Origin of the sequence: Bradyrhizobium sp. NP1 (assembly GCF_030378205.1) — a bacterium.
Classification (GTDB): Bacteria; Pseudomonadota; Alphaproteobacteria; order Rhizobiales; family Xanthobacteraceae; genus Bradyrhizobium.
The window spans coordinates 1,653,070-1,677,081 of sequence record NZ_CP127385.1 but is presented as its reverse complement, the minus strand read 5'-3'; the positions used below and the strand labels follow the sequence as shown (position 1 = coordinate 1,677,081).

Below are 24,012 nucleotides of genomic sequence, written 5' to 3'. Positions count from 1 at the left end.
AAGCCGCCTTATTTCTGCAATGAATGATCAAAGAATGGACGAGGGGTTTTGTATGCACTCACCTGAGCGCAGGGGTGCGCACACCGGTGCGCACACCCCGGGTCGAATGGCGGACTGGGACCTGGTCCGGATATTCCTGGAAGTGGCGCGGGTCGGCAGTTTCCGCGCCGCGGCCGAGCGCCTCAACATGTCCGCCAATTTCCTCTCCAAGAGGATCTCGCTTCTGGAGCGCTCCTACAAGACCACGCTGATGACGCGCCATGTCGACGGCATCCGCCTGACCCGCGAGGGGTTGCAGGTGCTGGAGGCGGCCAAGCGCATGGAGGAGGCCTCCTTCGGGCTCGACTGCGCGCTCAACCAGGCGACGCCTGCACTTTCCGGCGAGGTCAGGATCGCGGTCACAGAGGGGCTCGGCACCTTCTGGCTGGCGCCGCGGCTGGTCGAGTTCCAGCGCGCCTATCCGGGCCTTCTCGTCGACCTGAAATGCGAGATGCGCTCGGCCGACGTGCTCCGGCTCGAGGCCGATCTCGCGATCCAGCTCGAGCCACCGACGCAGCCCGACCTGAAGCGGCTCAAGCTCGGCCGGCTGCACATCATGCCGTTCGTCAGTCCTTCCTATGTCGAGATCTACGGCATGCCGAAGGACGCCGACGACATCAGGCAGAACCATCGCATCGTCATGCAGGAGGCCGAGCAGACCAAGGCCCAGGAGATGTACGAGAAGTATGCGGGTCGCGAGCAGGTCGGCTTCGTCGCGATGCGCAACAACGTCTCCACCGCGCATCTGTGGTCGATCGCCAAGGGCGCCGGCATCGGCTGGCTGCCGACCTACGTGCCGGCGCTCGGCGATCCGCTGATCCCGCTCGATATCGGCGTGCAGTTCGACCTCGACATCTGGCTCGCCTATCACCCCGACGCCAAGAAGATCGCGCGGGTGCGGCAGTTGATCGACTGGACCGTGCAATCCTTCGACGGCCACAAATATCCCTGGTTCGCCGACGAGTTCATCCACCCGAAGGATCTGCAGCGGGCCTACAAGGATGCCGAGCCGCTGGTGAACCTGTTCGCCGGGTTCAAGAAGGTGTCGCGTCCGAAAGTGGTCCGTTTTCCCGATCGCGCCAATGGGACCCAGCGATGACAGGCAACCCGACCGAGGGGAATATCGATCGGCTGGTGAAGGCGCGGTGGCTCGCGATGGGGCTGTCGCAGAGCGACCTTGCCGAAGTGCTCGGCGCGGCATTCCGGCAGGCGCAGCCTGACGGCGCCGAAGGCGCGAGCAAGGTGGCGGCCGAGCGGCTGCGACAGCTCGCCGACACGCTCGGCCTGTCCGCCAATCCTGCGCGCGGCGCCGGCGTAAGCGAGCCGGTCGAGGACGCCTGCGGGCCGGGCGCGGTATTGGAAGCGCTGCTCGACCTGCGGCTGCTGCGCGCGTTCCGCGAACTGGAAGACCAGCGCAGCAAGCGGATGCTGATCGCGCTGGCCGAGCAGATGGTGAAGCGGCAGGCCGGTCGCCACGGCAACGGCTGAAGCGCACGACGCCAAGGCGCGATCGCCCGGCATCAAGCGCCATCGCGTTCTCTTTGCCGACACCCCGCCCATACAACCGCCGGATGCATGGTCGCGATGCATCCGCGACCGTTGCTGGGCGGCGAAAATCGGTGTCTGTGGGGGCGGCCGGCCCAGCCATGGATGCCGGGCCGGGCCGCGGCGCCCCAACCGGCCACCGCTCCGAACCGGCCACCGCCTCGAACCGGCCAACGACCGTCCGACCCCGCAAGCTTCTTCATGTCCGTTTCCGACCCAGCCTCGCGCGCCGCGCGTTCCGGCCACTGGCTCGTCAACCAGCCCTATCTCCTGCTCAGCTTCACCGCGCTGTGCTGGGCCGGCAACGCCATCGTCGGGCGGCTTGCCGCCGGGCAGATTCCCCCGGTGACGCTGTCGTTCCTGCGCTGGGGACTCGCATTCCTGATCATCCTGCCGTTTGCCTGGAAGCATCTGGTTGCGGACTGGCCCGCGATCCGTGCCAAGCTCGGCATCATGGTGCTGCTGTCGTTCACGGGGATCGCGGCGTTCAACACCGCGCAATACCTGGCGCTGGAATATACCCAGGCGCTGAACACGCTGCTGTTGCAGTCGGCCGCGCCGCTGATCATCGCGGTGTGGTCGCTGATCCTGCTCGGCGTGCGGCTGACGCTGGCGCAGGCCTTCGGCGTCGTGCTGTCGATGATCGGGGTACTGGCGATCCTGCTGCATGGCGACCTCACCAGGCTCAGGGGAATCGAGTTCAACCGCGGCGACGTCATCTTCGTCTCCGCACTCGTGGTGTTCGGCTTCTATTCGGTGATGACGCTGAAGCGTCCGGCGATCCACAGCCTGTCGTTCGTCGCCTTCACCTTCGGCTGCGGCGCCGCCTGCCTGATCCCGCTGCTGATCTGGGAACTGCTCGCCCGGCCGGTGATGGCGCTCAACGTCCCCAATCTGCTGTCGCTGTTCTATGTCGCGGTGTTTCCCTCCACCCTCGCCTATCTTTGCTTCAACCGTGGAATACAGATGATCGGCGCCAACCGCGCCGCGCCGTTCTTCCACGTGGTGCCGGTGTTCGGCTCCGTGATGGCGATCACCTTCCTCGGCGAGCATCCGCAGGCCTTCCACGTCATCGGCTTCGCGCTGGTGCTGTCGGGCGTGTTCGTCGCCTCGCGCAGGCCCGCCCGCGCGGGCTAGCCGTCATGGCGCCAGCCGCAAAGAATGTGTCATAACGCCCCGCTAGACTGGCAACTGCGTGCGGGCGCCTTGCGCGCGCCCCGCACCGGTCAGAGGCGATCCATGATGATCACCGTTCCGGAGCTCGCCGCCGACGCGCTGGGCGAATTTATCGGCAATTACATGCGCCGCCGCTTCGGCTCGTCGCAGACCCATCTGGTCGAGATGGTGCCCTCGATCGCCCGCATCGCACTGGAATGCATCGGCAACAGCGACGCGCTGTACCACAATGTCGAGCACACCATGCTGGTGACGCTCGCCGGACACGACATCCTTCGCGGCCGCGCGCTCCACAGCCACATGCCGGCCGAAGACTACGCGCATGTGATCGTCGCCTGCCTGACCCACGACATCGGCTATGTCCGCGGCGTGTTCCGCGCCGACGACTGCGACGGCTACCTGGTCGATGAAGCCGGCGGCAAGGTGGCGCTGCCGCGCGGCGCCTCGGACGCGGCGCTGATGTCCTACCATGTCGACCGTTCGAAGATGTTCGTGATGGAGCGGATCGCGGGCACCACGCTGCTCGACCGGTACCGCATCGCGCGCGCCATCGATGGGACGCGCTTTCCGTCGAGCATTCCGAGCGATCAGGAGGAACTCGGCGAGGAGGCGGCATTGCTGCGGGCGGCCGACCTGATCGGCCAGCTCGGCGACCCCCACTACATCCGCAAGGCGAACGCGCTCTATCACGAGTTCGAGGAAGCCGGGCTCAACCGGCAGCTCGGCTATTCCTCGCCGGCCGACCTCGTCAACCTCTATCCGCAATTCTACTGGAACAGCGTCGCGCCGCATGTGCAGACCGCGATCCGCTACCTCAACGTCACCGCCAGCGGCCGGCAGTGGATTGCCAACCTCTACAGCAACGTTTTTCGTGCCGAGCGCGACATCGCGCTGTCGGGCCCGCAGAAATAGCGTTCGCGGTCCGCGCCGCCGCCGCGCCGCATGGCACCAATCCGCTGGCACGGCTTGTAGCGGCGGATTTTTCGGGCACAAGAGACTGGTCCGAAGCCGTTAAATTCCAGCGCCTTGCCCAGCAAGACCCACTCGCCCCTCCGCTGGCTCAACAGCCAGCCCTACCTGCTGCTCAGCCTGACCTCGCTGTTCTGGGCCGGCAACATCGTGCTCGGACGCTATGTCGCGGGCCACGTGCCGCCGCTGACGCTGTCCTGCGTGCGCTGGATCGGCAGCTTCCTCATGCTGCTGCCGTTCGCGCACTCTTACCTGAAGCGGGACTGGCCGGCGATGCGCGCGCAGCTGCCGCTGCTGGTCCTGTTGTCGGCGACCGGCTTTGCCATCAACAACGCGCTTTCCTACTGGGGGCTGCAGCACACCCAGGCGCTCAACGCGCTGTTGATGCAGTCATCGGGCCCGCTGTTCGTGGCGCTGTGGTCGCTGCTGCTGTTCGGCGTGCGGCTGACGGCGGCACAGTTCGCGGGCATCATGCTGTCGCTCGCCGGCGTGCTCACCATCATCCTGCGCGGCGACTTCGCGACGCTTGCCACCATTCGCTTCAACAAGGGCGATCTGGCGCTGGCCGGCACGCTGCTCGCGTTCGGGCTCTATTCGGCGCTGATGCCGCGCCGCCCGAAGACGCATCCGCTGTCGCTGATCGTGTTCACCACCGGCTGCGGCGCGCTGCTGCTGCTGCCGTTCTCGGCCTGGGAATTTTTCACCGGCTTCACGCTGAAGCCGGACCTCGTGACGGCGGGCACGCTGATCTACGTGACGATCTTTCCCTCGACGCTCGCCTATCTGTTCTTCAACCGCGGCATCGCAATGATCGGACCAAACCGCGCGGCGCCGTTCTTCCATTTGATGCCGGTGTTCGGCTCCATCATGGCGATCGCGCTGCTCGGCGAAGAGCTGCGGGTCTTCCACATCATCGGCTACGCCCTGGTGCTGGCGGGCGTGGTGATCGCATCGCGCCGCGCCTCGGCCTAACGGCTAGAGTGCAGTATGGGCAAAGGCGCGAAGCGCCGTGCCCACCGTCTCCGGCGTGGTGGGCACGCTGACGCTTTGCCCACCCTGCGATGATGCGCCGGCGCTAGGCGGCGCGCACCTTGGTCAGAAAACCCTCGACCGCGGTGCGCAGCATGCCCGACTGGTTGTCGAGCTCGCGCGCGTTGGAGAGCACGTCCGTCGCCGCCGTTCCGGTGGCGGCGGCCGCCGCGGTGACGCCGCCGATATGGGTGCTGATCTCGCTCGAGCCCGCCGCGACCGACTGGATGTTGCGCGCGATCTCCCGCGTCGCCTCACCCTGCTGCTCGATCGAGGTCGAGATCGACACCGTGATCTGGCTCATCTGGCTGATGGTCTCGGTGATGCCGTTGATGGCGGCGACCGCATCGCCGGTGGAAGCCTGCATCGCGGCGACCTGGGCCGAGATCTCCTCGGTGGCCTTCGCGGTCTGATTGGCGAGCGCCTTCACCTCGGAAGCGACCACCGCGAAGCCGCGGCCGGATTCGCCGGCGCGCGCCGCCTCGATGGTGGCATTGAGCGCGAGCAGGTTGGTCTGCGCCGCGATCGAGTGGATCAGCTTGACCACCTCGCCGATCTTCTCGGCGCCGCTGGAGAGCACCTGGACCGTGGAATTGGTGCGCTCGGCGTCGTTCACCGCCTTGCTGGCGATCTCGCTCGAGCGCGTCACCTGCCGCGAAATCTCCGTCACCGAGCTCGACAGCTCCTCGGCGGCGGCCGCGACCGTGCCGACATTGCTGGAAGCGGTCTCGGAGGCGGAGCTGACGGTCGCAGCGCGCGCGCTGGCGTCGCTCGCGGTCGAGGTCATCGACTGCGCCGTGGTCTGCATGCCGGCGGCAGCCTGCGACACCGAGCGGACGATGCCGTTGACGCTGCGCTCGAAATCGTCGGCGATGGCCTGCATCGCCGCTTGACGGTCGGCGGCGGCGCGCGCCTGCCGCTCGCCTTCGGCCTTTTCGAGATCGCGGATGCGCAGCGCGTTGTCCTTGAAGATCTGCACCGTGGCCGCCATCTTGCCGACCTCGTCGCCGCGGCCGACGCCGGGAATTTCGCCGTCGAGCCGGCCTTCGGCGAGATCCTGCATGCGGGTGCCGAGTGCGGCGAGCGGCCGGCTGATGCTGCGGCCGATCAGCCAGGCGATCACGCCCGAGATCGCGGCGATGCCGAGAATGGCAAGGCCGAGCACCCACGCGATCGGCTTCAGCTTGGCGTCGAGATCGTCGAGATAGGCGCCGGTGCCGACATACATGTCGAAGCCGGGGATCGCGACGGCGTAGCCGATCTTGCGGATCGGCGTCTCCTGGCCGGGCTTCACATATTCATATTTGAGCAGGATTTCGCCATTGGCCTTGGCGCCGTCCATCAGCTCATAGGAAAGCTTGCGGCCGTTGGTCACCACGTCCATGCGGTTGGTGCCGATCTGCTTCGGATCGGGCGCGAGCTGGGTGATGCCGTCATAGGAGGTGCCGAACAGATAGCCCGAGCCGTGGTCGTAGGTCATGGCATTGCCGAGCTGGCGGAACTGGGCCATCGCCTGCTCCCTGGTGATCTGGCCGGCGTCGACCTGCTTCTTGAGCTCGAGCGCCATGTTGCGCGCCATCTCGACGATCGATTTGGTCTGGTCGACGCGGGCCCGCAGCATCTCCTGCTGCATCAGGTAACCGGCAAGGCCGCCTGCGATGCAGAGGCCGACCAGCGTCACAGCGATCAGCATCCCGAGCTTCGGGGCGATCGTAAGGTTGTTCAACTTCAAGGCATTTCTCCGGGGGAAGGCGCGAGGCATTGGCGGGAAACGCCATCACGTTATAGTGAAATTCTTTACCATCGGGTTACGAAGCTCCGCCTTTACAAGGGCTTGGCGAGCAAGCTCGCCGAATGGCGATGAAAAGGCGAACATCGAAGGCGGAACAACTCGTAGTCGTGCAACAATCAACAAGATCAGGATCGGGAGCAGCTGATGCCGAAGTTCAGGGTGGTGACGCCGAAGGGCGCGAGTTTCACGGTCGCCGGCGGCGACTATTCCTATGAGAGGGAGGCGCTCGATCCGATCGGCGCGGAGATCGTCGAGGCGCCCGCGAACGAGGCCGAGTTCATCGCGGCCGCAAAGAGCGCCGATGCGATCTACGCCAAGGGGATGCCGATCACGAAGGCGATCATCGACAGCTTGCAGAACTGCAAGGTCATCACGCTCGGCAGCGTCGGCGTCGACAGCGTCGACGTCAAGGCGGCGAGCGCGCGCGGCATTCCCGTCACCAACATTCCCGACACCTTCATCGAGGAGGTCGCCGACCACGCCATGATGCTGCTGCTCGCAGGCTTCCGCCGCCTGGTCGAGCAGGACAGGATGGTGCGCGAGGGCCGCTGGGCCGAGGGCCGGCCGGCGCTGCTCAAGATCCCGCGCCTGATGGGCCAGACGCTCGGCTTCATCTCGTTCGGCCGCGTCGCGCGCGCGGTTGCCAAGCGCGCCGCGCCGTTCGGCCTGCGCTTGATGGCGTTCGATCCCTTCATCCAGGAAACGCTGATGTACGATCACGGCGTGATGCCGGCGACCTTGTCGGAAGTGCTGTCGCAATCCGACTTCGTGTCGATGCACGCGCCGGCGCGCCCTGAAGTGCACCACATGCTCTCCGAGAAGCATTTCCGGCAGATGAAGAAGAACGCGATCTTCATCAATACCGGGCGCGGCGCCACCGTGGACGAGGAAGCGCTGATCAAGGCGCTGCAGGAAGGCTGGATCGCGCACGCCGCACTCGACGTGCTGGAGAAGGAGCCGCCTTCGCACAACAATCCGATGCTGCGCATGGACAACGTGACGCTGACCGCCCACGTCGCCTCGGCCTCGGCGCGCTTCGACGAGGCGCGCAAGCGTCGCGTCGGCTACGAATTGTCGCTGGTGCTGCAGGGGATGTGGCCGGTCTCCTGCGTCAATCCGGCGGTGCTGCAGAATACCGCGCTGAAGCGCTGGCAGCCGGTCAGCATGGACCGCGGCCCGAACAGCTGAGGCTATCCGCGAAACCGGCTGGACACCCTCCCCTGGAGGGGGAGGCATAGGCCGCCCTTGGCGGCCGTCCTTTGAAGATGCCGAAGCGAAGCTTCGGCTACGCGCGAATGAAATGAGCGATCGGGGGTGGGTGTCTTCCAGCCCATAATTTCACCCCACCCCGCCTCGCACCGCTACGCGTTGCTCGTCGACCCAAGAGCGAGCTTCGCTCGTCTCGACCCCTCCTGGGGAGGGTAGAAAGCCGCGCCCTGCTTCCCCGCCGGCGCATTCACGCCTGCCTCGCTACCTGATCTTGCCCAGGCATTCCTTCAACCGGTCAAGCTCCGAACGAACCTGCGTCTCCATGGCGTCCTGCAGCGCGACCGTGCCCCTGCTGGCGAATTCCGCGGAAGCCTTTTTGTCGAGGTTCTGCTTCCAATCCCGGACGGCCTGCTTGGTGGCCCGTTGCGCCTCCACCGCCGCCTGACCGTACGCCTTGATGCAGGCATCGGCCAGCCCGCATGTCTTGCACTCCTGGGCGGCGGCAGCACTTGAAACAAGCAAGGCAAGAGTCGCGGCAAGGACCTTCATTGCTTTTCCCCGAGGTAGCAGCCCCGCGGATGTTCTACCCGGTTGGCATCGTTTGCAATGGCGGACCGCCCTTTCACGCCCATGAATCCGCCGCCCCGGCTCATCGCCGGATGCCAGCGCTCCATCCCGCCTGGAGCATGATCCGGAAAAACGAGTAACGGTTTTCCCTCGCGACAAACGCCGAATGCGTTTGCGCGGAGATCATGCTCAATCATGAGCCAAAGCGCGATGGCGATTCCACCTGATTCCATCGCGCTTTAGCCAACCGGTGCAGCAAACCAGAGTCTGAATTTCAGGCCGGGCGCGTTGTCGCGCATTTCGATCCGCGCGCCGTGCAGACGGGCAACCGCGGCAACCAGGCTGAGCCCAAGGCCGTTGCCCGGCGCGTAGCGGCTTTGCTCGAGGCGATAGAAGCGCTTGAAGACGTGCTCGTGTTCGCCGGTGGGGATGCCGGGGCCGTCGTCAGAGATGGAGATCACCGGCCGGCCGTCGGCATTTTCGCTGGCAACGACGACATGGCCCCCGGCGCGACCGTGCTTGATCGCGTTGTCGACGAGATTGGCGATGGCATCGAAGAGCAGGTCGCGGTCGCCGGTCACCAGAACTTCGCGATCTCCGGCAACGGCGAGACAGGTGCCGTCCTGTTCGGCGGCGGCGTCGTACAATTCGACGACCTCGCTTGCGATCTCGACCAGGTTCACGGTGCGGAACGCGCCCATGCGCGCCTGGGCCTCGATCTGCGCGATCCGCGTGATGGAGGAAAATATCCGCAACACCGCATCGAGGTCGGCGATGGTGTCGCCGATCAGCGATTGGTCATCCGAGCCGCCGCGCTCGCCATGATAGGCCTTCTCCAGCCGCCCGCGCATCCGCGTCAGCGGCGTACGAAGATCGTGCGCGACGTTGTCGCTCATCTGCTTGACCTCCCCCATCAATGTCTCGATGCGGTCCAGCATCAGATTGAGGTTTTCGGCCACGCGATCCCATTCGTCGTTGCTGCCGCGGAGCGGGATGCGCTGGTCGAGCCCGGTCTGCATGATGGCCCGGCTGGTGGCGTTGATCTGCTCGATCCGCCCCACGGTTCGGCGCGTCACCAGGACGGTCGCGGCCGCCGCGATCACGAACATCAACGCAATGACCAGGATCACGGCGGTCTTGATCTGGCCGGTATAGGTGCCGAGGTCGCTGATGTCCCTGCCAACCAGCAACCGATCGCCGCCTGGAAGCGTATCGAGCATTCCGCGCACCAGCCCGCCGGGCAACGGTGCGCTTGCGTGGAATTCCGTCCATCCCGAAGGCGCCGCGGCCGCCTGCGGCCATCGTTCGAGGTTGCCGGCAAGCACGGCCGATGAAGGATCCGCGAGCATGTAGACGTGCTCGGCAAAGCTCTTGTCGGCCATCCGTTGCCGGATCAGCGCGATCAGCCCGTCGCGTCCTGACTTCTCGTAAGCGTCGCGCAGGCTCGCATGCTCGGTCATGATGGCCCGATCCGACCGGCTCCGCACGTAGGAGGCGGTGGACAAATAGACGTAGATGAAAATAGCCGACGCGAGCAGGCCAAAGGTCGCGATCGCAATCAGGGCCAGCTTGAACGTCGATGACGTTAGGGTCTTAGCCAGGAGCACGGAGACAATACCCGACACCGCGAACCGTATGGATCAGCGGATAGGCCTGCTGATCGTCGACCTTGCGACGCACGCGCCCGACGTAGACGTCGATGATATTGGTCGAGGGATCGAAATGAAGATCCCAGACGTGCTGCAGCAACATGGCGCGGGACACGATGCGGCCCTCGTTGCGCACCAGGTATTCGAGCAGCTGGAATTCCCGCGGCAGCAGCAAAATTTCCTTGCCGCGCCGGCTCGCCGTCCGCGAGATCAGGTCGATCGCGAGATCGCCGACACGCAAAATGGTTTCCTTGGCAATGGTGTCGCTGCGCCGGCCGAGCGCCTCGAGCCGCGCCAGCAATTCGACAAAGGAAAACGGCTTGACCAGATAGTCGTCGCCGCCGGCGCGCAGGCCGCGCACCCGGTCGTCGACCTCGCCGAGCGCACTGATGATCAGGAAGGGCGCGGCGATGCCGTCGTCGCGCAATTGGCGCATCACCGCGATGCCGTCGATATCCGGCAGCATGCGGTCGATCGTGATCACGGCATAGTCGCACGCGGCACCACGGCTCAGCGCCTCGCTGCCGCTGCACGCCAGATCGACCCGGTAACCGCTGGAGGTGAGCTGTTCCATGAGCTGACCGGCGGTTTCGGGATCGTCCTCAACGACCAGAATGTGGCGATGACCTCCCATCGACTTCTGTCTCCGAACGGCTGGCCCAGAGCTCGATCAGTGCGTCCGCGATCAACGCATGTTACTCCCAAGCTCGCCTCGGGAGGCTCGCAAATCGTCGTGATGGCCGCCACCGGTCGCTCCCACCCTGGTCTCTCGCCGGAGCGCCGGTGACGGTCATCCACAGCGGCAACGTTCAGTAGTAGTCCCCGCACACGTTGACCCACTGCAGCCCGTATCGCGTCCACACCCTGCTCCAGCAGCCGTCGTAGCCGTAAGAGGCATAGATGAAGGGCGCGCCAAAGAACGCGAAGCGATGGAAGCGATGATGGAAGAAGCGGTGATGGAAGCCGGGCCTGAATGCGGCGTGTGAAAAGCGCGGCGAGAAAGCCGCGCCTGCAAAACGCGGACCCGCAAAGCGCGCGCCGCCGAATGCCGGGCCGCCTCTCATGGCGGCGAAATGCATTCCTCCGCCCATGCCATGCATCCCGCCTCCCATTGCGTGCATCCCGCCTCCCATGCCGCCGTGCATGCCCCCTCCCATGCCACCGCCGCCTCGGCCCAGCGCCGGTGACGCCAGAACCAGCGTCGTACCGAGCGCGCCTGCGATAAGACACTTAAGCAACCCGTTGCTCATCCCAATGTCCTCCTCCGTTGAATTGCAGCGGTTGATGCCGCCGCAAGAAGGAGATCAGGAGACCCAAATCATTCGCCGACTTCAAATGACTAAGGCGACAGATTCTGACACGGACGTCAGGTTCATGAACGCCAGGTGAATGCGGCCCATGCGCTCACCGCGAGCGGGGCGAGATGATTCAGAGCTCGCTGCACCATACGTCCGCGCTTCACTTCCCCTCCAGCGCATTGACCGGCTCCCAGCCCGCGCCCGGCGGGTTTTTCGCAAGCGCGTTGGCGCGATCGAGAAACAGCGCCGACGGCCTGTCGAACGAGGCTGCGCGGGCAAAGCAGGCCGCCGCAGCGGCGAATGCGCGCATCCGCCATTGCGCGAGACCTTCCGCATAGGCCGTCGCGGCCTCTTCCTGCTGCGGGGTCGCCTCACCACTCAATGCCATCAGCTCGTAGATCTTCAGCGCAGCCGCGCGTCCCTTGACGCGCGTGTCATCGAGCTCGCGCCAGACGAAGGTCGAACCACTGAGCCCGACCGTGGTTTCCGAAGCGATGATGGTCGTACCGTAATATTTGTTGGCGCCCTCGAGCCGGGAAGCGACGTTGACCGCGTCGCTCATCACCGAATAGTTGAAGCGCCGCTTTGATCCGATATTGCCGACCAGCGCCTCGCCGGAATTCAGGCCCATCCGGTGCGCCACCTTGCGGCCGCGGAAGGCCGGAGAATTCTCGTTGAGCTCGTCCAGCCTCACCCGGCAGAGCAGCGCCGCCCGCGCGGCATTGCGCGCGTGGTCGTGATCGGCGACCGGCGCGCCGAACACCGCGACGATGGAATCGCCGATATACTTGTCGACATAGCCGCCCTGGCTTTCGATGATGTCGGTCATCGCCGAGAGATAGTCGTTCATGAACGAGACCAGCTCGGTCGGCGTCATCGCCTCCGCAATCGACGAAAAGCCCGCGAGGTCGGAGAAGAACACCGTGACCTCGCGGGTCTCCCCGCCGAGCGCCGGCAGCTTGTTGGAGGCGAGCATCCTGTCGATGACCTGCGGCGCCAGGTAGAGCGCGAAGCTCCTGCGCAAGAGCCGCTGCCCGCGATCGGTCACGACCAGCCGGTAGGCGTTCATGACGACCAGCGCGACCAGGCCGGCGGCGAACGGCTCGCTCAGCGGCACCACCTGCAGGCGTTGAAAGGCGAGCGTCGCGCCGGCGATCCAGATCAGGGCCAGGCCAAGACAGGCCGCGGCCGCCGTGAACGGCGTCAGCATTCGTGCGGCCAAGGCCGCGGCAAGCGCGAACAGAATGGCGATCGCCACGGTCGCGGGCCGGCCGAATTCGACCAGCGCGTCGCGCGCGATCAGGTTGTTGACCGCGGTGGCGTGAACATAGACGCCCGCGATCGAACCGCGGCCGAACGCAGGCGAGACCGCCGCCGCCTCGCCCGCGCAGCGCGGCGCCGTGGCCTGATCGCGCCCGGTCGCAAAACGCTTCGAGGTGAGCTTGCGGTCGGTCGCATCGAGCAGCGTTCCGAAGATGACGACCCGGCCCGCGAAGTGACGGCGAAAGAAGTCGGTGTCGCTGCGCTCGACGCAGGCGCGCAGGTCGGCCAGCGAATAGGTCGCGACGTCGTTGGCTCCGTCGAAGTTGAGCGTCATCGTGTTCCGCACGGCGCCCGGAATGCGATAGCCGGCAAGCGACACGCCGCCGGCTTCGGCAAACACCGGCCGTGCGCCTTGCGCGCGCGCGGCGAGCTCCAGCGCCATCGAGGGGATATTCCCCTCCTTGCCCGCAAAGCTCAGCGGTACGCGGCGGACGACGTCGTCAGGATCGGAATAGATGTTCAACGGGCGGATGTTGTCGGCCTGGCGGACCGCGATGCGCTGGCCGGGCGATGGCGCGATCGCGCCGTCGCTGCGCAGCACCTCGCCAAGCACCACCTTGCCGGCGGAGGCGCCCGCCGCCAGCGCGCGCAGGAAGGGACGGTCGAAGCCGCGCAGCCGCGCCCCCAGCATCTCGTCGCCGAAGGGAATCTCGGACTGCTCGATCGAGTTGGCGAACACGATGTCGAAGCCGGCGACCTTCGCGCCGCCGTCGAGCACCGCCGAAAGAACGCGGCCGATCTCCGTGGTCCAGGTCGGCGTCGGCGAGCCCTTGAACGGCGGGCTGTCGTAGGTCTCCTCGTCAATCGCGATGACCGCGACGGGCGCGGTGGCCGGATCGCGCTGCGCGCCGAACATCGCCCAGCGCAGCGTCGTGAGAGCGTCGATCGACCAGCCGTGCATCAGGCTGAGGGGCGGAACGACCGAAGCGAGCCCGCTTGCAAAGGCGATCAGGACAATCGCGATGGCGTCCCGCCTGATGCGCCCCATGGCCGGGCTTTTGCTCCCTCAAGCTAACGCAAGGACACCAGGCGGCCGATCACCGGGCCGGCGCCGGGGCCGGCCTTGGCGTCGATCTGGAAAACCACCCGCTTCGACTTCAGCGTGGCTGCATAGGTGCCGCCGGGCTGAAGCGCAGTGTTGGCCTTCGCAAAGTCGTAGAACCTCCCGCGCGTCAATGAGCTCGCGGTCAGCTCGACCTCGTGGCGCTCGCCCTTGGCGTCGAGCCGCTCGACCACGAGCTTGCCGCGCTCTCCCGTCATCACGACGGGCGAGGTGCCATACAGCACGAGCGGCGCCGGACGTTCCTCCTTCAGGCTGCGCACCACGGTCGCGGCGCTCTCGCTCACCTCGCGGCCGATCTTCTCGGCCTGGCCGACGTCGCAGGCCACCTTGTCGACCTGGTAGTCGGCCAGATGCACCGCGCTCTGCTCCTTGCCGACGATGATCGTGCCTATCCCTGCGATGGTCTCGCGCGCGCAGGATTTCATGTAGCCGAGCACGACCTTGCCGCCGGCGCCAAGCTTGATGACCTGGCCGGGCGCGACATAGTCCATGAACTCGGCGCCGGTGACCTTGCCCTGCACGTCTTCGACGACGGCGACCGGCGTCTGGGCGAGCGCCGCGCCCGGCAAGCCGAGCAGGCCAAGAATGACGGCAAACACGCATTTCATTTGCAATGACCTCAAGAGCGAAGCGCTCCCGCTATAGCAGATCGGGAATCGGTCGCCCAATCATTCCCATTTTAGCGGCGAGGAGCCTCACTGAAAATCGCAGCCGATGTTTTCGGCGCTTCGGTGGGCGGCTAGACCTTTCGTCATGGCCGGGCTTGTCGAACCCGGCCAGTTCCGGCCATCGTGCATTAGGACCGGCTGCGAAGGGGCGTCGTGAGCCAAATCACACAGCGGGCGGCCGCATCTAGCCGGCCGGCACCATGACCACACCCTTGTCCTTGGGCCAGCGCACGCGCCAGGCAAAGGTGATGTCCCTCGCCTCGCCGGGCTTGACCTCGAGCGCCCATTCCAGCACGCCACGGCGGTCGTGCACGTTGGTCGTGGCCGGCGGCGTGGTCTGCGGCAGCATCTCGACCACGATGTCCTCGTTCTCGCTGACCGGAAGCTGGTCCTCGATCGCGACCTTGACCGGGAAGTCGTGGCCGTTGCGCACGGTGGTCTTGAACGCGCGCTCGTCGGTTTTCGCTGTCGCCACGATCAGGCCGGCCGAGCCTTCGCTGCGCCTGACCACGGCACGTTCGATTCTAACCCTGTCGTCGGCGCCGAAACCGAGCCGCACCGTCTCGTCGCGCGCGGCGGCCGCCATCCTGCTGCGGCCGACGAACACGCCGTCACGGTAGATCGAGATCCGTCCGGGCAACAGCGGCACGTCGTCGCCCTGCACGAAGCTCGCTTCGAGGAACGCGGTGGGATCGACGACCGGCGCCGCGCGGATAACGAGATCCGGGCGGATGGTCGTGGTCGCAATCCGCAGGCTCTTGCTGCCCTCGCTCGCACCGACGCTGACGCGGCCCGGAATCCGGAAGCTCGCCTGGAAGCCGCCGACCTCGGCGACCGCCTGCTGCTCCTCGGCGCGCTTGGCGAACTGCTCCGGCGCTTCCGGCGCCGGCGCGAGCGCGGAGCGCAGGCGGGCGCTGTCGGCGGCGGCGCCGAGCGGCACCGGGCGCTGGACTTGCGGATATTGCACGAGCAGCGAATTGAGGTCCGGCGCGCTGCCGCCGCGCGCGACGCGCACGGTGGAGACCGCGAGCGCGACGTTGGACCAGTCCTCGCCGGTCGCCTGCGTGATCTCGGCCCGCCGCACCAGCTCGATGGACGCCTTGCGGTCGGCAGCGCCAGTATCGAGCCGCGCATCATAGAGCGGGGTCCAGCGCGCATTGCGCACGGCATAGGTCACCCGCAGCGTCGCCCTGGTGGCCTCGCCAGCGGCAAGATCGACCCGCACCTCGAGCTTCGTCGGCGGCTTGACCGCACGATCCGCCTCCAGCCGCGCCGTCTCGCGATCGATGTCGCGCTGCTTGTGCTCGGCGTCGCGGATCGCGGCATTGGCGCTCGCCACCTCCTCGGCGACCGCGGCAAAGGCGGCGCGCCATTCCGAGAGCGGCCGCGCCTCGCCCTTGTCGCCGAGGCCGGCGGGCGAGGTCTTGGCAAAGCGCTCGGCGAATTTGCGCCGCGCTTCGGCCGCAGTGATCGCGTCCTGCAGGGCTGTGTGCTCGTCCTTCAGCGCCTCGATGCGGCGGTCGATCTCGGAAGGGTCGACCGGCGGAACGGGCCGCGGCGGCTTCGCATCGATCGCGCCGATCGTGAGCCGGCCGTGCGCCTCGGCCTCGACGCGCAGCGAGGACGGATCGAGTCCGAGCGGAAAATCCTTCGCGACCAGCGTGCTGTCCCCGGACGGCAGATCGAGCGTGATGACGCGCGTGACACTCGCGCCGTCGGGATAGACGGTGACGGCGTCGATCGCGGAGCTCGCATCGAGATCGGCCGCCGATGCCGGCACGGCGGCCCATGCGGCAACCAGAGCCAGGCTCGTCGTCACCATCAACTTCGCGGTTCTTCGCATCATGACCCTCCGAAATTCGCTCAAATTCCGCGCGCAAACCGCCACCGATGGACGGACGCGCAGAAAAGCCACACCACCCCCAGTGGTGAGACGTTCCGATCTAGGAACCGGTTCGATTGAGGCGCTGCAAAGGCGGCCGCAAAAACGCGGCGGTGTTCGCCGCAGACCGCGAGCACACTTTAGCTTTTTGATTTAGCGAGATGTTTTCGAAAAAACCGAGATCCGCTTTTCCGCGATCATGCGCCGGCCGAGACCGAAAGTCGCAGGGCGAGAGGCGGTCACAAAAAAGCAGCACGGCAATGCCTGCCGTGCTGCTTCATCTTGATGAACGGCCGCGGCGCGCTTTAGCGCCGGCGACGCGTCAGCTGTAGATCTCGAACAGGCCGGCGCCGCCCTGGCCACCGCCGATGCACATGGTGACGACGCCCCACTTGGCCTTGCGGCGCTGGCCTTCCTGCAGGATGTGGCCGGTGAGCCGCGCGCCGGTCATGCCGAAGGGATGGCCGATCGCGATCGAGCCACCGTTGACGTTGTACTTGGCGGGATCGATGCCGAGCTGGTCGCGGCAATACAGGCACTGGCTGGCGAAGGCCTCGTTGAGCTCCCAGATGTCGATGTCGTCGATCTTCAAGCCGTGGCGCTTCAAGAGCTTCGGCACGGCGAACACCGGGCCGATGCCCATCTCGTCCGGCTCGCAGCCCGCGACCGACCAGGCCACGAAGCGGCCGAGCGGCTTGAGGCCGCGCTTCTCGGCGTCCTTGGCCTCCATCAGCACCACGGCGGCGGCGCCGTCGGAGAGCTGGCTGGCATTGCCGGCGGTGACGAATTTGCCCGGGCCCTTCACCGGCTCGAGCTTGGCGAGCCCCTCCATCGTCGTGTCCGGCCGGTTGCACTCGTCGCGCGTCACGGTGTAATCGACGATGCTCTCTTCCTTCGTCTCCTTGTTGACGACCTTCATCTTGGTCTTCATCGGGACGATCTCGTCCTTGAACTTGTTGGCCTGCTGCGCGGCGGCCATGCGGCGCTGCGATTCCAGCGAGAACTCGTCCTGGTACTCCCGGCTGATCTTGTAGCGGTCGGCGACGATGTCGGCGGTGTCGATCATCGCCATGTAGATGTCCGGCGCGTATTTGAGGAGCTCGGCGTCCTTGGCCTCCTTCGGCACGCCGCCGCCGGGAACGGAGATGCTCTCGACGCCGCCGGCGACGATGCAGTCGGCACCGTCGGAGCGGATATGGTTCGCGGCCATTGCGATGGTCTGCAGGCCCGAGGAGCAGAAGCGGTTGACGGAGACGCCGGCGGTGGTCTTCGGCATGCCGGCGAGCAGCGCCGCCTCGCGGCCGATATTGCTCGAAAGATGCGCGCAGTTGCCGAGATAGCAGTCCTCGACATAGTCCTTGTCGACGCCGGCGCGTTCCACCGCATGCTTGATGGCATGCGCCGCGATGCTCATGGGCGGGGTGATGTTGAATCCGCCGCGGCCGGACTTCGCAAGGCCCGTGCGCGCATAGGATACGATGACGGCTTCACGCATGTTTCTCTCCCCTAGAATTCTGGCTTCATATGCTTCCTAGCATGGGCGTCTGTCGCGGTCGATTGCTTTCGGTTTTCCCGTCAAGCGGAAATCGGGCGCGAGGGCGAACGGCTGCGAAGCGGCTGCTGGCAGCGCGAATACCGCTCCAAACGGAAACCCTGCGTTTCGCAAAAGCGCTCTCACAAGATCGGGATCGCCCCTTATCTGTCGCTGATCCGCAGGCCACGGCGCTTCGTCGCCGCGGATGACCTTGTCTTCCCTCCAAGTCTGCACGGTGCGTCGGACCACTAGGGCGAGACCTGCACCAAAGCATGATCCTGATCAAGACCATGACCCCCTCTCTTGAACTCGGACTGGATACGTTTGGCGATGTCACCCGGGATGCCGCAGGCTCCGCGCTGCCGCATGCGCAGGTGATCCGCAACGTCATCGACGAAGCGGTGCTGGCCGATCAGCTTGGCATCGACTTCATCGGGCTTGGCGAACACCATCGCGCCGATTTCGCGATCTCTGCGCCCGAGGTCGTGCTGTCGGCGATCGCCGCGCGCACCGAGCACATCCGGCTCGGCTCGGCGGTGACGGTGCTCTCTTCCGATGATCCCATTCGCGTATTCCAGCGCTTCGCCACGGTGGACGCGGTTTCCAACGGCCGCGCCGAGGTGATCCTCGGCCGCGGCTCGTTCACCGAGTCATTTCCATTGTTCGGCTTCGATATCAGCCAGTACGAACAGCTGTTCGAGGAGAAGCTCGACCTGTTCGTCGCGCTGCTGAAACAGGAGCCGGTCACCTGGCAGGGCGAGCTGCGCCCGCCGCTGAAGGACCAGCTGGTTTTTCCGCCGGTCGAGCACGGCCGGCTCAAGACCTGGATCGGCGTCGGCGGCAGCCCGGAATCGGTGGTCCGCGCCGCGCACTACGACCTGCCGCTGATGCTGGCCATCATCGGCGGCGACCCGAAGCGGTTTGCGCCCTATGTCGATCTCTATCACCGCGCCTTCCGTGAGTTCGGCCGCCCGGCCATACCGATCGGCGTGCACTCCCCCGGCTATGTCGCCGACAGCGACCAGCAGGCGCGCGAGGAGTTGTGGCCGGACTACAAGCTCATGCGCGACCGCATCGGCAAGGAGCGCGGCTGGCCGCCGATGGGACGCGACGAATTCGTGCGCGAGGCCGAGCACGGATCGCTCTATGTCGGCGCGCCCGAAACGGTGGCGCGCAAGATCGCCGCGACGGTGAAGGCGCTCGGCGCTGCGCGCTTCCAGCTGAAATATTCGGCCGGTCCCATGCCGCACGAGAAGCTGATGCACAGCATCGAGCTTTACGGAAGCAAGGTCGTGCCGCTGGTGCGCGACATGCTGGCGTAAGCGGCTCTGACGGCTCCTTTCGCCGCGCCCACGGCATCGCCTCGCCGGCCGCGCGGTGGCGGAAGTAGTCTATCCACGAATCCGGTTCACCTCTCCCCGGCGGGGAGAGGTAACCTCCGTCGTCACACCTTGGCGCAGCGCGCCTAGAACGCGAGCGCCTTGGCCTGCCTCACCTGCGGCAGCGCCTGAACCTTGGCGAGCACGTCGGGCGGCACCGCACCGTCGACCTCGACCAGCGCGATGGCGTCGCCGCCCGGCGTGCTGCGGCCGAGATGGAAGGTCGCGATGTTGATCCTGGCGTCGCCCAGAAGGCCTGCGAAGTGGCCGATGAAGCCCGGCTTGTCTTCGTTGGTGACGTAGATCATCGACTTGCCGAACTCGGCGTCGACCCGGATGCCCTTGACGTCGACCAGCCGCGGCTTGCCGTCGTGATAGACCGTGCCCGACACCGCGCGCTCCTGCCGCTCGGTGGTGACGGCGACCGTGATCAGGCTTTCATAGTCGCTTTGCGCGGTGCGGACGACCTCGTCGACCACCATGCCGCGCTCCTTTGCGACGACCGGCGCGGAGACGACGTTGACGTCGCCCAGCATCGGTCGCAGCAGGCCGGCCAGCACCGCCGAGGTCAGCGCCTTGATCTTCATCTCGGCGACGTGGCCTTCATAGGTGATCTGCACCTTGAGAATGCCGGTCTCGGTGAGCTGGCCGGCGAACGAGCCGAGCTTTTCGGCAAGCGCGATGAACGGTTTCAGCTTCGGCGCCTCTTCCGCGGTGATCGAGGGGAAGTTGACCGCGTTGGAGATCGCGCCCTGCAACAGATAGTCCGACATCTGCTCGGCGACCTGCAGCGCGACGTTCTCCTGCGCTTCGGTGGTGGCGGCGCCGAGATGCGGCGTGCAGATCACGTTGGGGTGGCCGAACAGCACGTTCGAGGTGGCCGGCTCCTCCGAGAACACGTCGAAGGCGGCGCCCGCGACATGCTTCGAATTGAGCGCTTCGACCAGCGCCTTCTCGTCAACCAGGCCGCCCCGCGCGCAGTTGATGATGCGCACGCCCTGCTTGGTCTTGGCGAGCGCGGCCGCGTCGAGAATGTTCCGGGTCTTCTCGGTGAGCGGCGTGTGCAGGGTGATGAAGTCGGCGCGCTTCAGAAGCTCGTCGAGCTCGACTTTCTCCACGCCGATATCCTTGGCGCGCTCCGGCGACAGGAACGGATCGAAGGCGATCACCTTCATGCGAAGCCCCAGCGCCCGGTCGGCGACGATCGATCCGATATTGCCGCAGCCGATGATGCCGAGCACCTTGCCGGTGATCTCGACGCCCATGAAGCGGTTCTTTTCCCATTTGCCGGCCTGCGTGGAAGCGTCGGCCTGCGGGATTTCGCGCGCCAGGGCCAGCATCAGCGTGATCGCATGCTCGGCGGTCGTGATCGAATTGCCGAACGGCGTATTCATCACGATGATGCCCTTTGCCGTGGCGGCGGGGATCTCGACATTGTCGACGCCGATGCCGGCGCGGCCGATCACCTTCAGCCTCACCGCCTTCTCGATGATCTTGGCGGTCGCCTTGGTGGCCGAGCGGATCGCGAGCCCGTCATAGTTGCCGATGATCTCGGCAAGCTTCTCCTTGTCCTTGCCGAGATTGGGCTGGAAGTCGACCTCGACGCCGCGGTCCTTGAAGATCTGCACGGCGGCGGGAGAAAGCGCGTCGGAAATGAGAACCTTGGGTTTGGACATGGGTGTTGTTCCTAAACGAACGAGAAATATTGAGAACGTCGTCCCGGCCAAAGCACCGCTGGGCGCGAGGAGCCGGAAGCGGGTGAAGCGTTCTGTTCTCCCTCTCCCCGTTCTTACGGGGAGAGGGTCGGGGTGAGGGGCATTTGCAAAAAGGGTGCGAGGTCGAAAGAGCCCCTCACCCGGCGCTACGCGCCGACCTCTCCTCGTAAGAACGGGGCGAGGTGAAGAAAGAGCTACGCCGCCTTCGGCAGAGCGGCCTTGGACTCGGCAAACGCCCAGTCGATCCACTGCGTGAGCAGCGCGACGTCGCTTGCTTCCACCGTGGCGCCGCACCAGATGCGCAGGCCCGCCGGCGCGTCGCGGTAATGCGCGAAGTCGAAGCCGGCGTTCTCCTTCTCGACCAGAGCCACCAGCTTCTTGCAGAAGTCGGCCTGCGCGTCCGGCGAAAGTGCCGTAATCGCGGGATCGGTGATCTTCAGGCACACCGAGGTGTTGGAGCGGATCGCAGCATCCTTCGCCAGGAAGTCGATCCACGGCGTCTTCGCCTTCCAGTCGGCCAGCACCCTGGTGTTGGCGTCGGCACGCGCGATCAGCGCCTTCAGCCCGCCGATCGACTTGCCCCAGTTGAGCGCATCCAGATAGTCCTCGACGCACAGCATCGACGGCGTGTTGATGGTTTCGCCCTCGAAGATGCCGGCATTGAGCTTGCCGCCCTTGGTGAGGCGGAAGATCTTCGGCAACGGCCAGGCCGGCTTGTAGGTTTCGAGCCGCTCGACCGCGCGGGGCGAGAGGATCAGCATGCCGTGCGCGGCCTCGCCGCCCAGCGCCTTCTGCCAGGAGAAGGTCACGACATCGAGCTTTTTCCAATCGAGGACTTGCGCGAACGCCGCCGACGTCGCGTCGCAAATGGTCAGGCCCTTGCGATCGGCCTTGATCCAGTCGGCGTTGGGCACGCGCACGCCGGAGGTGGTGCCGTTCCAAGTGAAGACGATGTCGGTATCGGAATCGACCTTGGAAAGATCGGGGATCTCACCATAGCCCGCGTTGAGCTTGGTGACGTCCTTGAGCTTCAGTTCCTTGACGATGTCGGAAACCCAGCCCTCGCCGAACGATTCCCAGGCGAGCGTGGTGACGGGGCGCGCACCGAGCAGCGACCACAGCGCCATCTCGACCGCACCGGTGTCGGACGCGGGAACGATGCCGATCTTGTAGTCGGCAGGCACTTCCAGCACCTCGCGCGTCAGCTCGATGGCCAGCTTGAGCTTGGCCTTGCCGACCTTCGCGCGATGCGAACGGCCGAGCGCTGCGTCCTTGAGATTTTGGGGGTTCCAGCCGGGGCGCTTGGCACAGGGGCCGGAGGAGAAATGCGGCACGAGAGGCCGCGAAGCGGGCTTCGCTGCAGTCATGATCTACCCTTCCAGATAGTAAGCCTCCCGTTGGGGGGAGGTGTCCCGCCGCCGCAAATAAGGGAATCGCCCCTTCCCGTCAAGAAACAATGCGGACTACACGCGCGATTGATGCACAAGGCGCGCGGGGAAAGCAGGTTCTTTCAGCAAAGGCGGCTTGCGAGGAATAAACTTTCGCACGGGCCTACTCCGGCGCCGCGCCAACAGGCGGCCCGCCACCCGGCCGATGCAGGAACGTCAATGATGCATAGGCGCCGATCCACGAGCCCAGCGCGGCAAAGCCGACATAGATCCAGTTCTCGGTATAGCTGATGACGGCAAAGGAGGAGAGCAGATACCAGACACTGCTCCAGGTCGCCGCCGGCACGCGCTTTCGTGCCACCACCGCCGACGTGAACATCACGTAGACGGCATCCGTCGCCGCCGTCGCGAGCACCACGGCCAGCGCCGTCAAAGGATGGATCGTGGACATGGTTGTTCTCCCGGCCGCCGCTCGATCGGCGCATTGAGGTGTCTGACCTCCCCTTGGAAAGGGGAGGTCGCTTTGCCCCGCGAGGAGCAAAGCGGGAGGGGATCAAGCTGTCGAGCGAGATGTCAATCGACCTCACTCTTTGAGTCTGCCCGCTCCCCACCCCTCCCCCCTTTCAGGGCGAGGGAGCAGAGTTCGATCGTCGATCCACCTCGAGCTATCCCATCACGCTCTTAAAAGCGCATCGTCATGCCGACATGGCTGCGGGCGAAGCCGAGCCGTTCGTAGAACCGCTGCGCGTCGACACGGGTGTGATGCGTCAACAGCTCGACCAGCCTGCAACCCTTGCCGCGCGCTTCCGCAAGCGCCCGGCGCACGAGCTGTTCGCCGACGCCGCGGCTGCGGCAATGCGCAGCGACGCGGACGTCCTCGATCAAAGCGCGCGGGCTGCCTTGCGAGCTCAAGCCCGGCAGCACGCAGAGCTGCAGGCAGCCGATCACGGCGCCTGCGCCATCGTCCGCCACCATCAGCTGAATATTCGGATCGCGATCGATCGCCTCGAACGCGGCGAAATAGCAGGGCGGCAGCGGCGTCTCCAGCCGCTCGCGCGCGCTGCCGAGCGGATCGTCGGCAAGCATCGCGACGATGGCATCGACGTCGTCACGACGGGCGCGGCGGATGGTGAACGCGGACGATGAAGTCATGACGCGTTCCGTCGCAGGCCGAGCTCGCTTTCGCTCTCGCCGATCCAGCGGCGCAGCGAGGCATAGGGCGAGAGCTCGAGCCCGCCTTCGGGCGCGACGCGGGTATAGGCAAGCAGCGCGACGTCCGCGAGCGAGAAGGTATCGCCCAGCATGAAGCGGTTGCCCGCCAGATGACGATCCATGTGACCGAGCGCGGCATGGCCGCGCTTGATCAGGTTGGGATCGACCTCGCTGACGGGCTTGCCGAGATAGACGGTGTGGAAGCGGCAGACCGCGACGAACGGCTCGTGGCTGTTCTGCTCCCAGAACAGCCAGGCGTCCATCTGCGCGGCGACAAGGGCGTCGCGCGGCACGAGTTCGCTGTCGCGCGCCAGATATTTGATGATGGCGTTGGACTGCGCGAGCGTGCGGCCGTCATCGAAGACGACCGTCGGCACCTGTCCGGCGCTGTTGAGCCTGAGGAATTCGCCGGTACGGCTCTCGCCCTTCAGGATGTCGATCTCGATCCAGTCATAGGAGATCGCGAGCTTGTCGCAGACCCACTTCACCTTCAGGCAGTTGCCCGAATTGCTGTCGCCATGGATCTTCATGCCTGCCGCCGTGCCGGAATTTTTCACACACGACACAGCAACAGG

21 protein-coding genes are annotated in these 24,012 nt (G+C 65.8%); 7 read left to right on the top strand and 14 right to left on the bottom strand.

The features are described from left to right. The first annotated feature begins 52 nt into the window (after positions 1–52). The 5 genes from QOU61_RS07995 to QOU61_RS07975 all read left to right on the top strand — a co-directional run bounded on the left by QOU61_RS07995 (position 53) and on the right by QOU61_RS07975 (position 4,701). Complete coding sequence (locus QOU61_RS07995; RefSeq protein ID WP_289657568.1) at positions 53–1,138, top strand: LysR family transcriptional regulator; 1,086 nt, start codon at positions 53–55, stop codon at positions 1,136–1,138. After that, positions 1,135–1,527, top strand: a complete 393-nt coding sequence (locus QOU61_RS07990) for a hypothetical protein (RefSeq protein WP_289657567.1) — start codon at positions 1,135–1,137, stop codon at positions 1,525–1,527. Before QOU61_RS07995 ends, QOU61_RS07990 begins: the two co-directional genes overlap by 4 nt. A 258-nt stretch (positions 1,528–1,785) precedes the next feature. Then, on the top strand, positions 1,786–2,721 hold the full coding sequence (locus QOU61_RS07985) for a DMT family transporter (protein ID WP_289657566.1): 936 nt from the start codon (positions 1,786–1,788) through the stop codon (positions 2,719–2,721). Between the two features lie 105 nt (positions 2,722–2,826). Further along, positions 2,827–3,672, top strand: coding sequence for a metal-dependent phosphohydrolase (locus QOU61_RS07980; protein ID WP_289661365.1), 846 nt, complete (start codon positions 2,827–2,829; stop codon positions 3,670–3,672). Positions 3,673–3,786: 114 nt separating this feature from the next. Next, the gene (locus QOU61_RS07975) at positions 3,787–4,701 is read left to right on the top strand and encodes a DMT family transporter (RefSeq protein ID WP_289657565.1); all 915 of its coding nucleotides are present in this window, start codon (positions 3,787–3,789) and stop codon (positions 4,699–4,701) included. A 103-nt stretch (positions 4,702–4,804) separates the two neighbouring features. Here the strand turns inward: QOU61_RS07975 and QOU61_RS07970 are convergent, their stop codons facing one another. Beyond that, positions 4,805–6,490, bottom strand: a complete 1,686-nt coding sequence (locus QOU61_RS07970) for a methyl-accepting chemotaxis protein (protein WP_289657564.1) — start codon at positions 6,488–6,490, stop codon at positions 4,805–4,807. 204 nt (positions 6,491–6,694) lie between these two features. On the opposite strand from QOU61_RS07970, the gene QOU61_RS07965 reads away from it, so the two are divergent. Continuing rightward, the gene (locus QOU61_RS07965; RefSeq protein WP_289657563.1) at positions 6,695–7,738 is read left to right on the top strand and encodes a C-terminal binding protein; all 1,044 of its coding nucleotides are present in this window, start codon (positions 6,695–6,697) and stop codon (positions 7,736–7,738) included. A gap of 282 nt (positions 7,739–8,020) precedes the next feature. Here QOU61_RS07965 and QOU61_RS07960 read toward each other — a convergent pair whose 3' ends face one another. The 8 genes from QOU61_RS07960 to QOU61_RS07925 all read right to left on the bottom strand — a co-directional run bounded on the left by QOU61_RS07960 (position 8,021) and on the right by QOU61_RS07925 (position 17,704). Further along, the gene (locus QOU61_RS07960; RefSeq protein ID WP_289657562.1) at positions 8,021–8,308 is read right to left on the bottom strand and encodes a hypothetical protein; all 288 of its coding nucleotides are present in this window, start codon (positions 8,306–8,308) and stop codon (positions 8,021–8,023) included. A 257-nt stretch (positions 8,309–8,565) separates the two neighbouring features. Continuing rightward, positions 8,566–9,933, bottom strand: coding sequence for a sensor histidine kinase (locus tag QOU61_RS07955; protein ID WP_289657561.1), 1,368 nt, complete (start codon positions 9,931–9,933; stop codon positions 8,566–8,568). Beyond that, positions 9,920–10,609, bottom strand: coding sequence for a response regulator transcription factor (locus QOU61_RS07950; protein WP_289657560.1), 690 nt, complete (start codon positions 10,607–10,609; stop codon positions 9,920–9,922). The genes QOU61_RS07955 and QOU61_RS07950 overlap by 14 nt, the downstream gene beginning before the upstream one ends. Before the next feature lie 175 nt (positions 10,610–10,784). Further along, a complete protein-coding gene (locus QOU61_RS07945; RefSeq protein WP_289657559.1) occupies positions 10,785–11,225 on the bottom strand; it encodes a hypothetical protein in 441 nt (146 codons plus the stop codon). A gap of 208 nt (positions 11,226–11,433) precedes the next feature. Next, positions 11,434–13,584 carry an adenylate/guanylate cyclase domain-containing protein gene (locus tag QOU61_RS07940; protein WP_289657558.1) on the bottom strand — a complete coding sequence of 717 codons (2,151 nt, stop codon included), beginning with the start codon at positions 13,582–13,584 and terminating at the stop codon, positions 11,434–11,436. 23 nt (positions 13,585–13,607) lie between these two features. Continuing rightward, a complete protein-coding gene (locus QOU61_RS07935; RefSeq protein WP_289657557.1) occupies positions 13,608–14,267 on the bottom strand; it encodes a hypothetical protein in 660 nt (219 codons plus the stop codon). 244 nt (positions 14,268–14,511) lie between these two features. Then, positions 14,512–16,170 (bottom strand): mucoidy inhibitor MuiA family protein, encoded by a 1,659-nt coding sequence (locus QOU61_RS07930; protein ID WP_289661363.1) that lies wholly within the window; start codon positions 16,168–16,170, stop codon positions 14,512–14,514. A 361-nt stretch (positions 16,171–16,531) separates the two neighbouring features. Continuing rightward, positions 16,532–17,704 (bottom strand): acetyl-CoA C-acyltransferase, encoded by a 1,173-nt coding sequence (locus QOU61_RS07925; protein WP_289657556.1) that lies wholly within the window; start codon positions 17,702–17,704, stop codon positions 16,532–16,534. A 329-nt stretch (positions 17,705–18,033) separates the two neighbouring features. Between QOU61_RS07925 and QOU61_RS07920 the strand changes: the two genes are divergently transcribed. Next, on the top strand, positions 18,034–19,065 hold the full coding sequence (locus QOU61_RS07920; RefSeq protein ID WP_289657555.1) for an LLM class flavin-dependent oxidoreductase: 1,032 nt from the start codon (positions 18,034–18,036) through the stop codon (positions 19,063–19,065). Between the two features lie 143 nt (positions 19,066–19,208). Here the strand turns inward: QOU61_RS07920 and serA are convergent, their stop codons facing one another. The 5 genes from serA to QOU61_RS07895 all read right to left on the bottom strand — a co-directional run bounded on the left by serA (position 19,209) and on the right by QOU61_RS07895 (position 23,967). Continuing rightward, positions 19,209–20,798: a phosphoglycerate dehydrogenase gene (gene serA / locus QOU61_RS07915; RefSeq protein WP_289657554.1), complete on the bottom strand. Its 1,590-nt coding sequence runs from the start codon at positions 20,796–20,798 to the stop codon at positions 19,209–19,211. 233 nt (positions 20,799–21,031) lie between these two features. After that, the gene (locus tag QOU61_RS07910; protein ID WP_289657553.1) at positions 21,032–22,204 is read right to left on the bottom strand and encodes a phosphoserine transaminase; all 1,173 of its coding nucleotides are present in this window, start codon (positions 22,202–22,204) and stop codon (positions 21,032–21,034) included. 184 nt (positions 22,205–22,388) lie between these two features. Then, a complete protein-coding gene (locus QOU61_RS07905) occupies positions 22,389–22,676 on the bottom strand; it encodes a hypothetical protein (protein WP_289657552.1) in 288 nt (95 codons plus the stop codon). A gap of 230 nt (positions 22,677–22,906) precedes the next feature. After that, positions 22,907–23,377, bottom strand: a complete 471-nt coding sequence (locus QOU61_RS07900) for a GNAT family N-acetyltransferase (RefSeq protein WP_289657551.1) — start codon at positions 23,375–23,377, stop codon at positions 22,907–22,909. After that, positions 23,374–23,967 (bottom strand): glutathione S-transferase family protein, encoded by a 594-nt coding sequence (locus QOU61_RS07895; RefSeq protein WP_289657550.1) that lies wholly within the window; start codon positions 23,965–23,967, stop codon positions 23,374–23,376. Before QOU61_RS07895 ends, QOU61_RS07900 begins: the two co-directional genes overlap by 4 nt. Between the last annotated feature and the right edge of the window lie 45 nt (positions 23,968–24,012).

Bases quoted from the DNA above. Each gene is read 5' to 3' on its own strand.
- QOU61_RS07935 (WP_289657557.1), bottom strand. From the start codon at position 14,267: ATGAAATGCGTGTTTGCCGTCATTCTTGGCCTGCTCGGCTTGCCGGGC.
- QOU61_RS07985 (WP_289657566.1), top strand. From the start codon at position 1,786: ATGTCCGTTTCCGACCCAGCCTCGCGCGCCGCGCGTTCCGGCCACTGG.
- QOU61_RS07900 (WP_289657551.1), bottom strand. From the start codon at position 23,377: ATGACTTCATCGTCCGCGTTCACCATCCGCCGCGCCCGTCGTGACGAC.
- QOU61_RS07920 (WP_289657555.1), top strand. From the start codon at position 18,034: ATGACCCCCTCTCTTGAACTCGGACTGGATACGTTTGGCGATGTCACC.
- QOU61_RS07945 (WP_289657559.1), bottom strand. From the start codon at position 11,225: ATGAGCAACGGGTTGCTTAAGTGTCTTATCGCAGGCGCGCTCGGTACG.
- QOU61_RS07980 (WP_289661365.1), top strand. From the start codon at position 2,827: ATGATCACCGTTCCGGAGCTCGCCGCCGACGCGCTGGGCGAATTTATC.
- QOU61_RS07990 (WP_289657567.1), top strand. From the start codon at position 1,135: ATGACAGGCAACCCGACCGAGGGGAATATCGATCGGCTGGTGAAGGCG.
- QOU61_RS07925 (WP_289657556.1), bottom strand. From the start codon at position 17,704: ATGCGTGAAGCCGTCATCGTATCCTATGCGCGCACGGGCCTTGCGAAG.
- QOU61_RS07995 (WP_289657568.1), top strand. From the start codon at position 53: ATGCACTCACCTGAGCGCAGGGGTGCGCACACCGGTGCGCACACCCCG.
- QOU61_RS07895 (WP_289657550.1), bottom strand. From the start codon at position 23,967: ATGAAGATCCATGGCGACAGCAATTCGGGCAACTGCCTGAAGGTGAAG.
- QOU61_RS07960 (WP_289657562.1), bottom strand. From the start codon at position 8,308: ATGAAGGTCCTTGCCGCGACTCTTGCCTTGCTTGTTTCAAGTGCTGCC.
- QOU61_RS07965 (WP_289657563.1), top strand. From the start codon at position 6,695: ATGCCGAAGTTCAGGGTGGTGACGCCGAAGGGCGCGAGTTTCACGGTC.
- QOU61_RS07950 (WP_289657560.1), bottom strand. From the start codon at position 10,609: ATGGGAGGTCATCGCCACATTCTGGTCGTTGAGGACGATCCCGAAACC.
- QOU61_RS07910 (WP_289657553.1), bottom strand. From the start codon at position 22,204: ATGACTGCAGCGAAGCCCGCTTCGCGGCCTCTCGTGCCGCATTTCTCC.
- QOU61_RS07940 (WP_289657558.1), bottom strand. From the start codon at position 13,584: ATGGGGCGCATCAGGCGGGACGCCATCGCGATTGTCCTGATCGCCTTT.
- serA (WP_289657554.1), bottom strand. From the start codon at position 20,798: ATGTCCAAACCCAAGGTTCTCATTTCCGACGCGCTTTCTCCCGCCGCC.
- QOU61_RS07930 (WP_289661363.1), bottom strand. From the start codon at position 16,170: ATGCGAAGAACCGCGAAGTTGATGGTGACGACGAGCCTGGCTCTGGTT.
- QOU61_RS07905 (WP_289657552.1), bottom strand. From the start codon at position 22,676: ATGTCCACGATCCATCCTTTGACGGCGCTGGCCGTGGTGCTCGCGACG.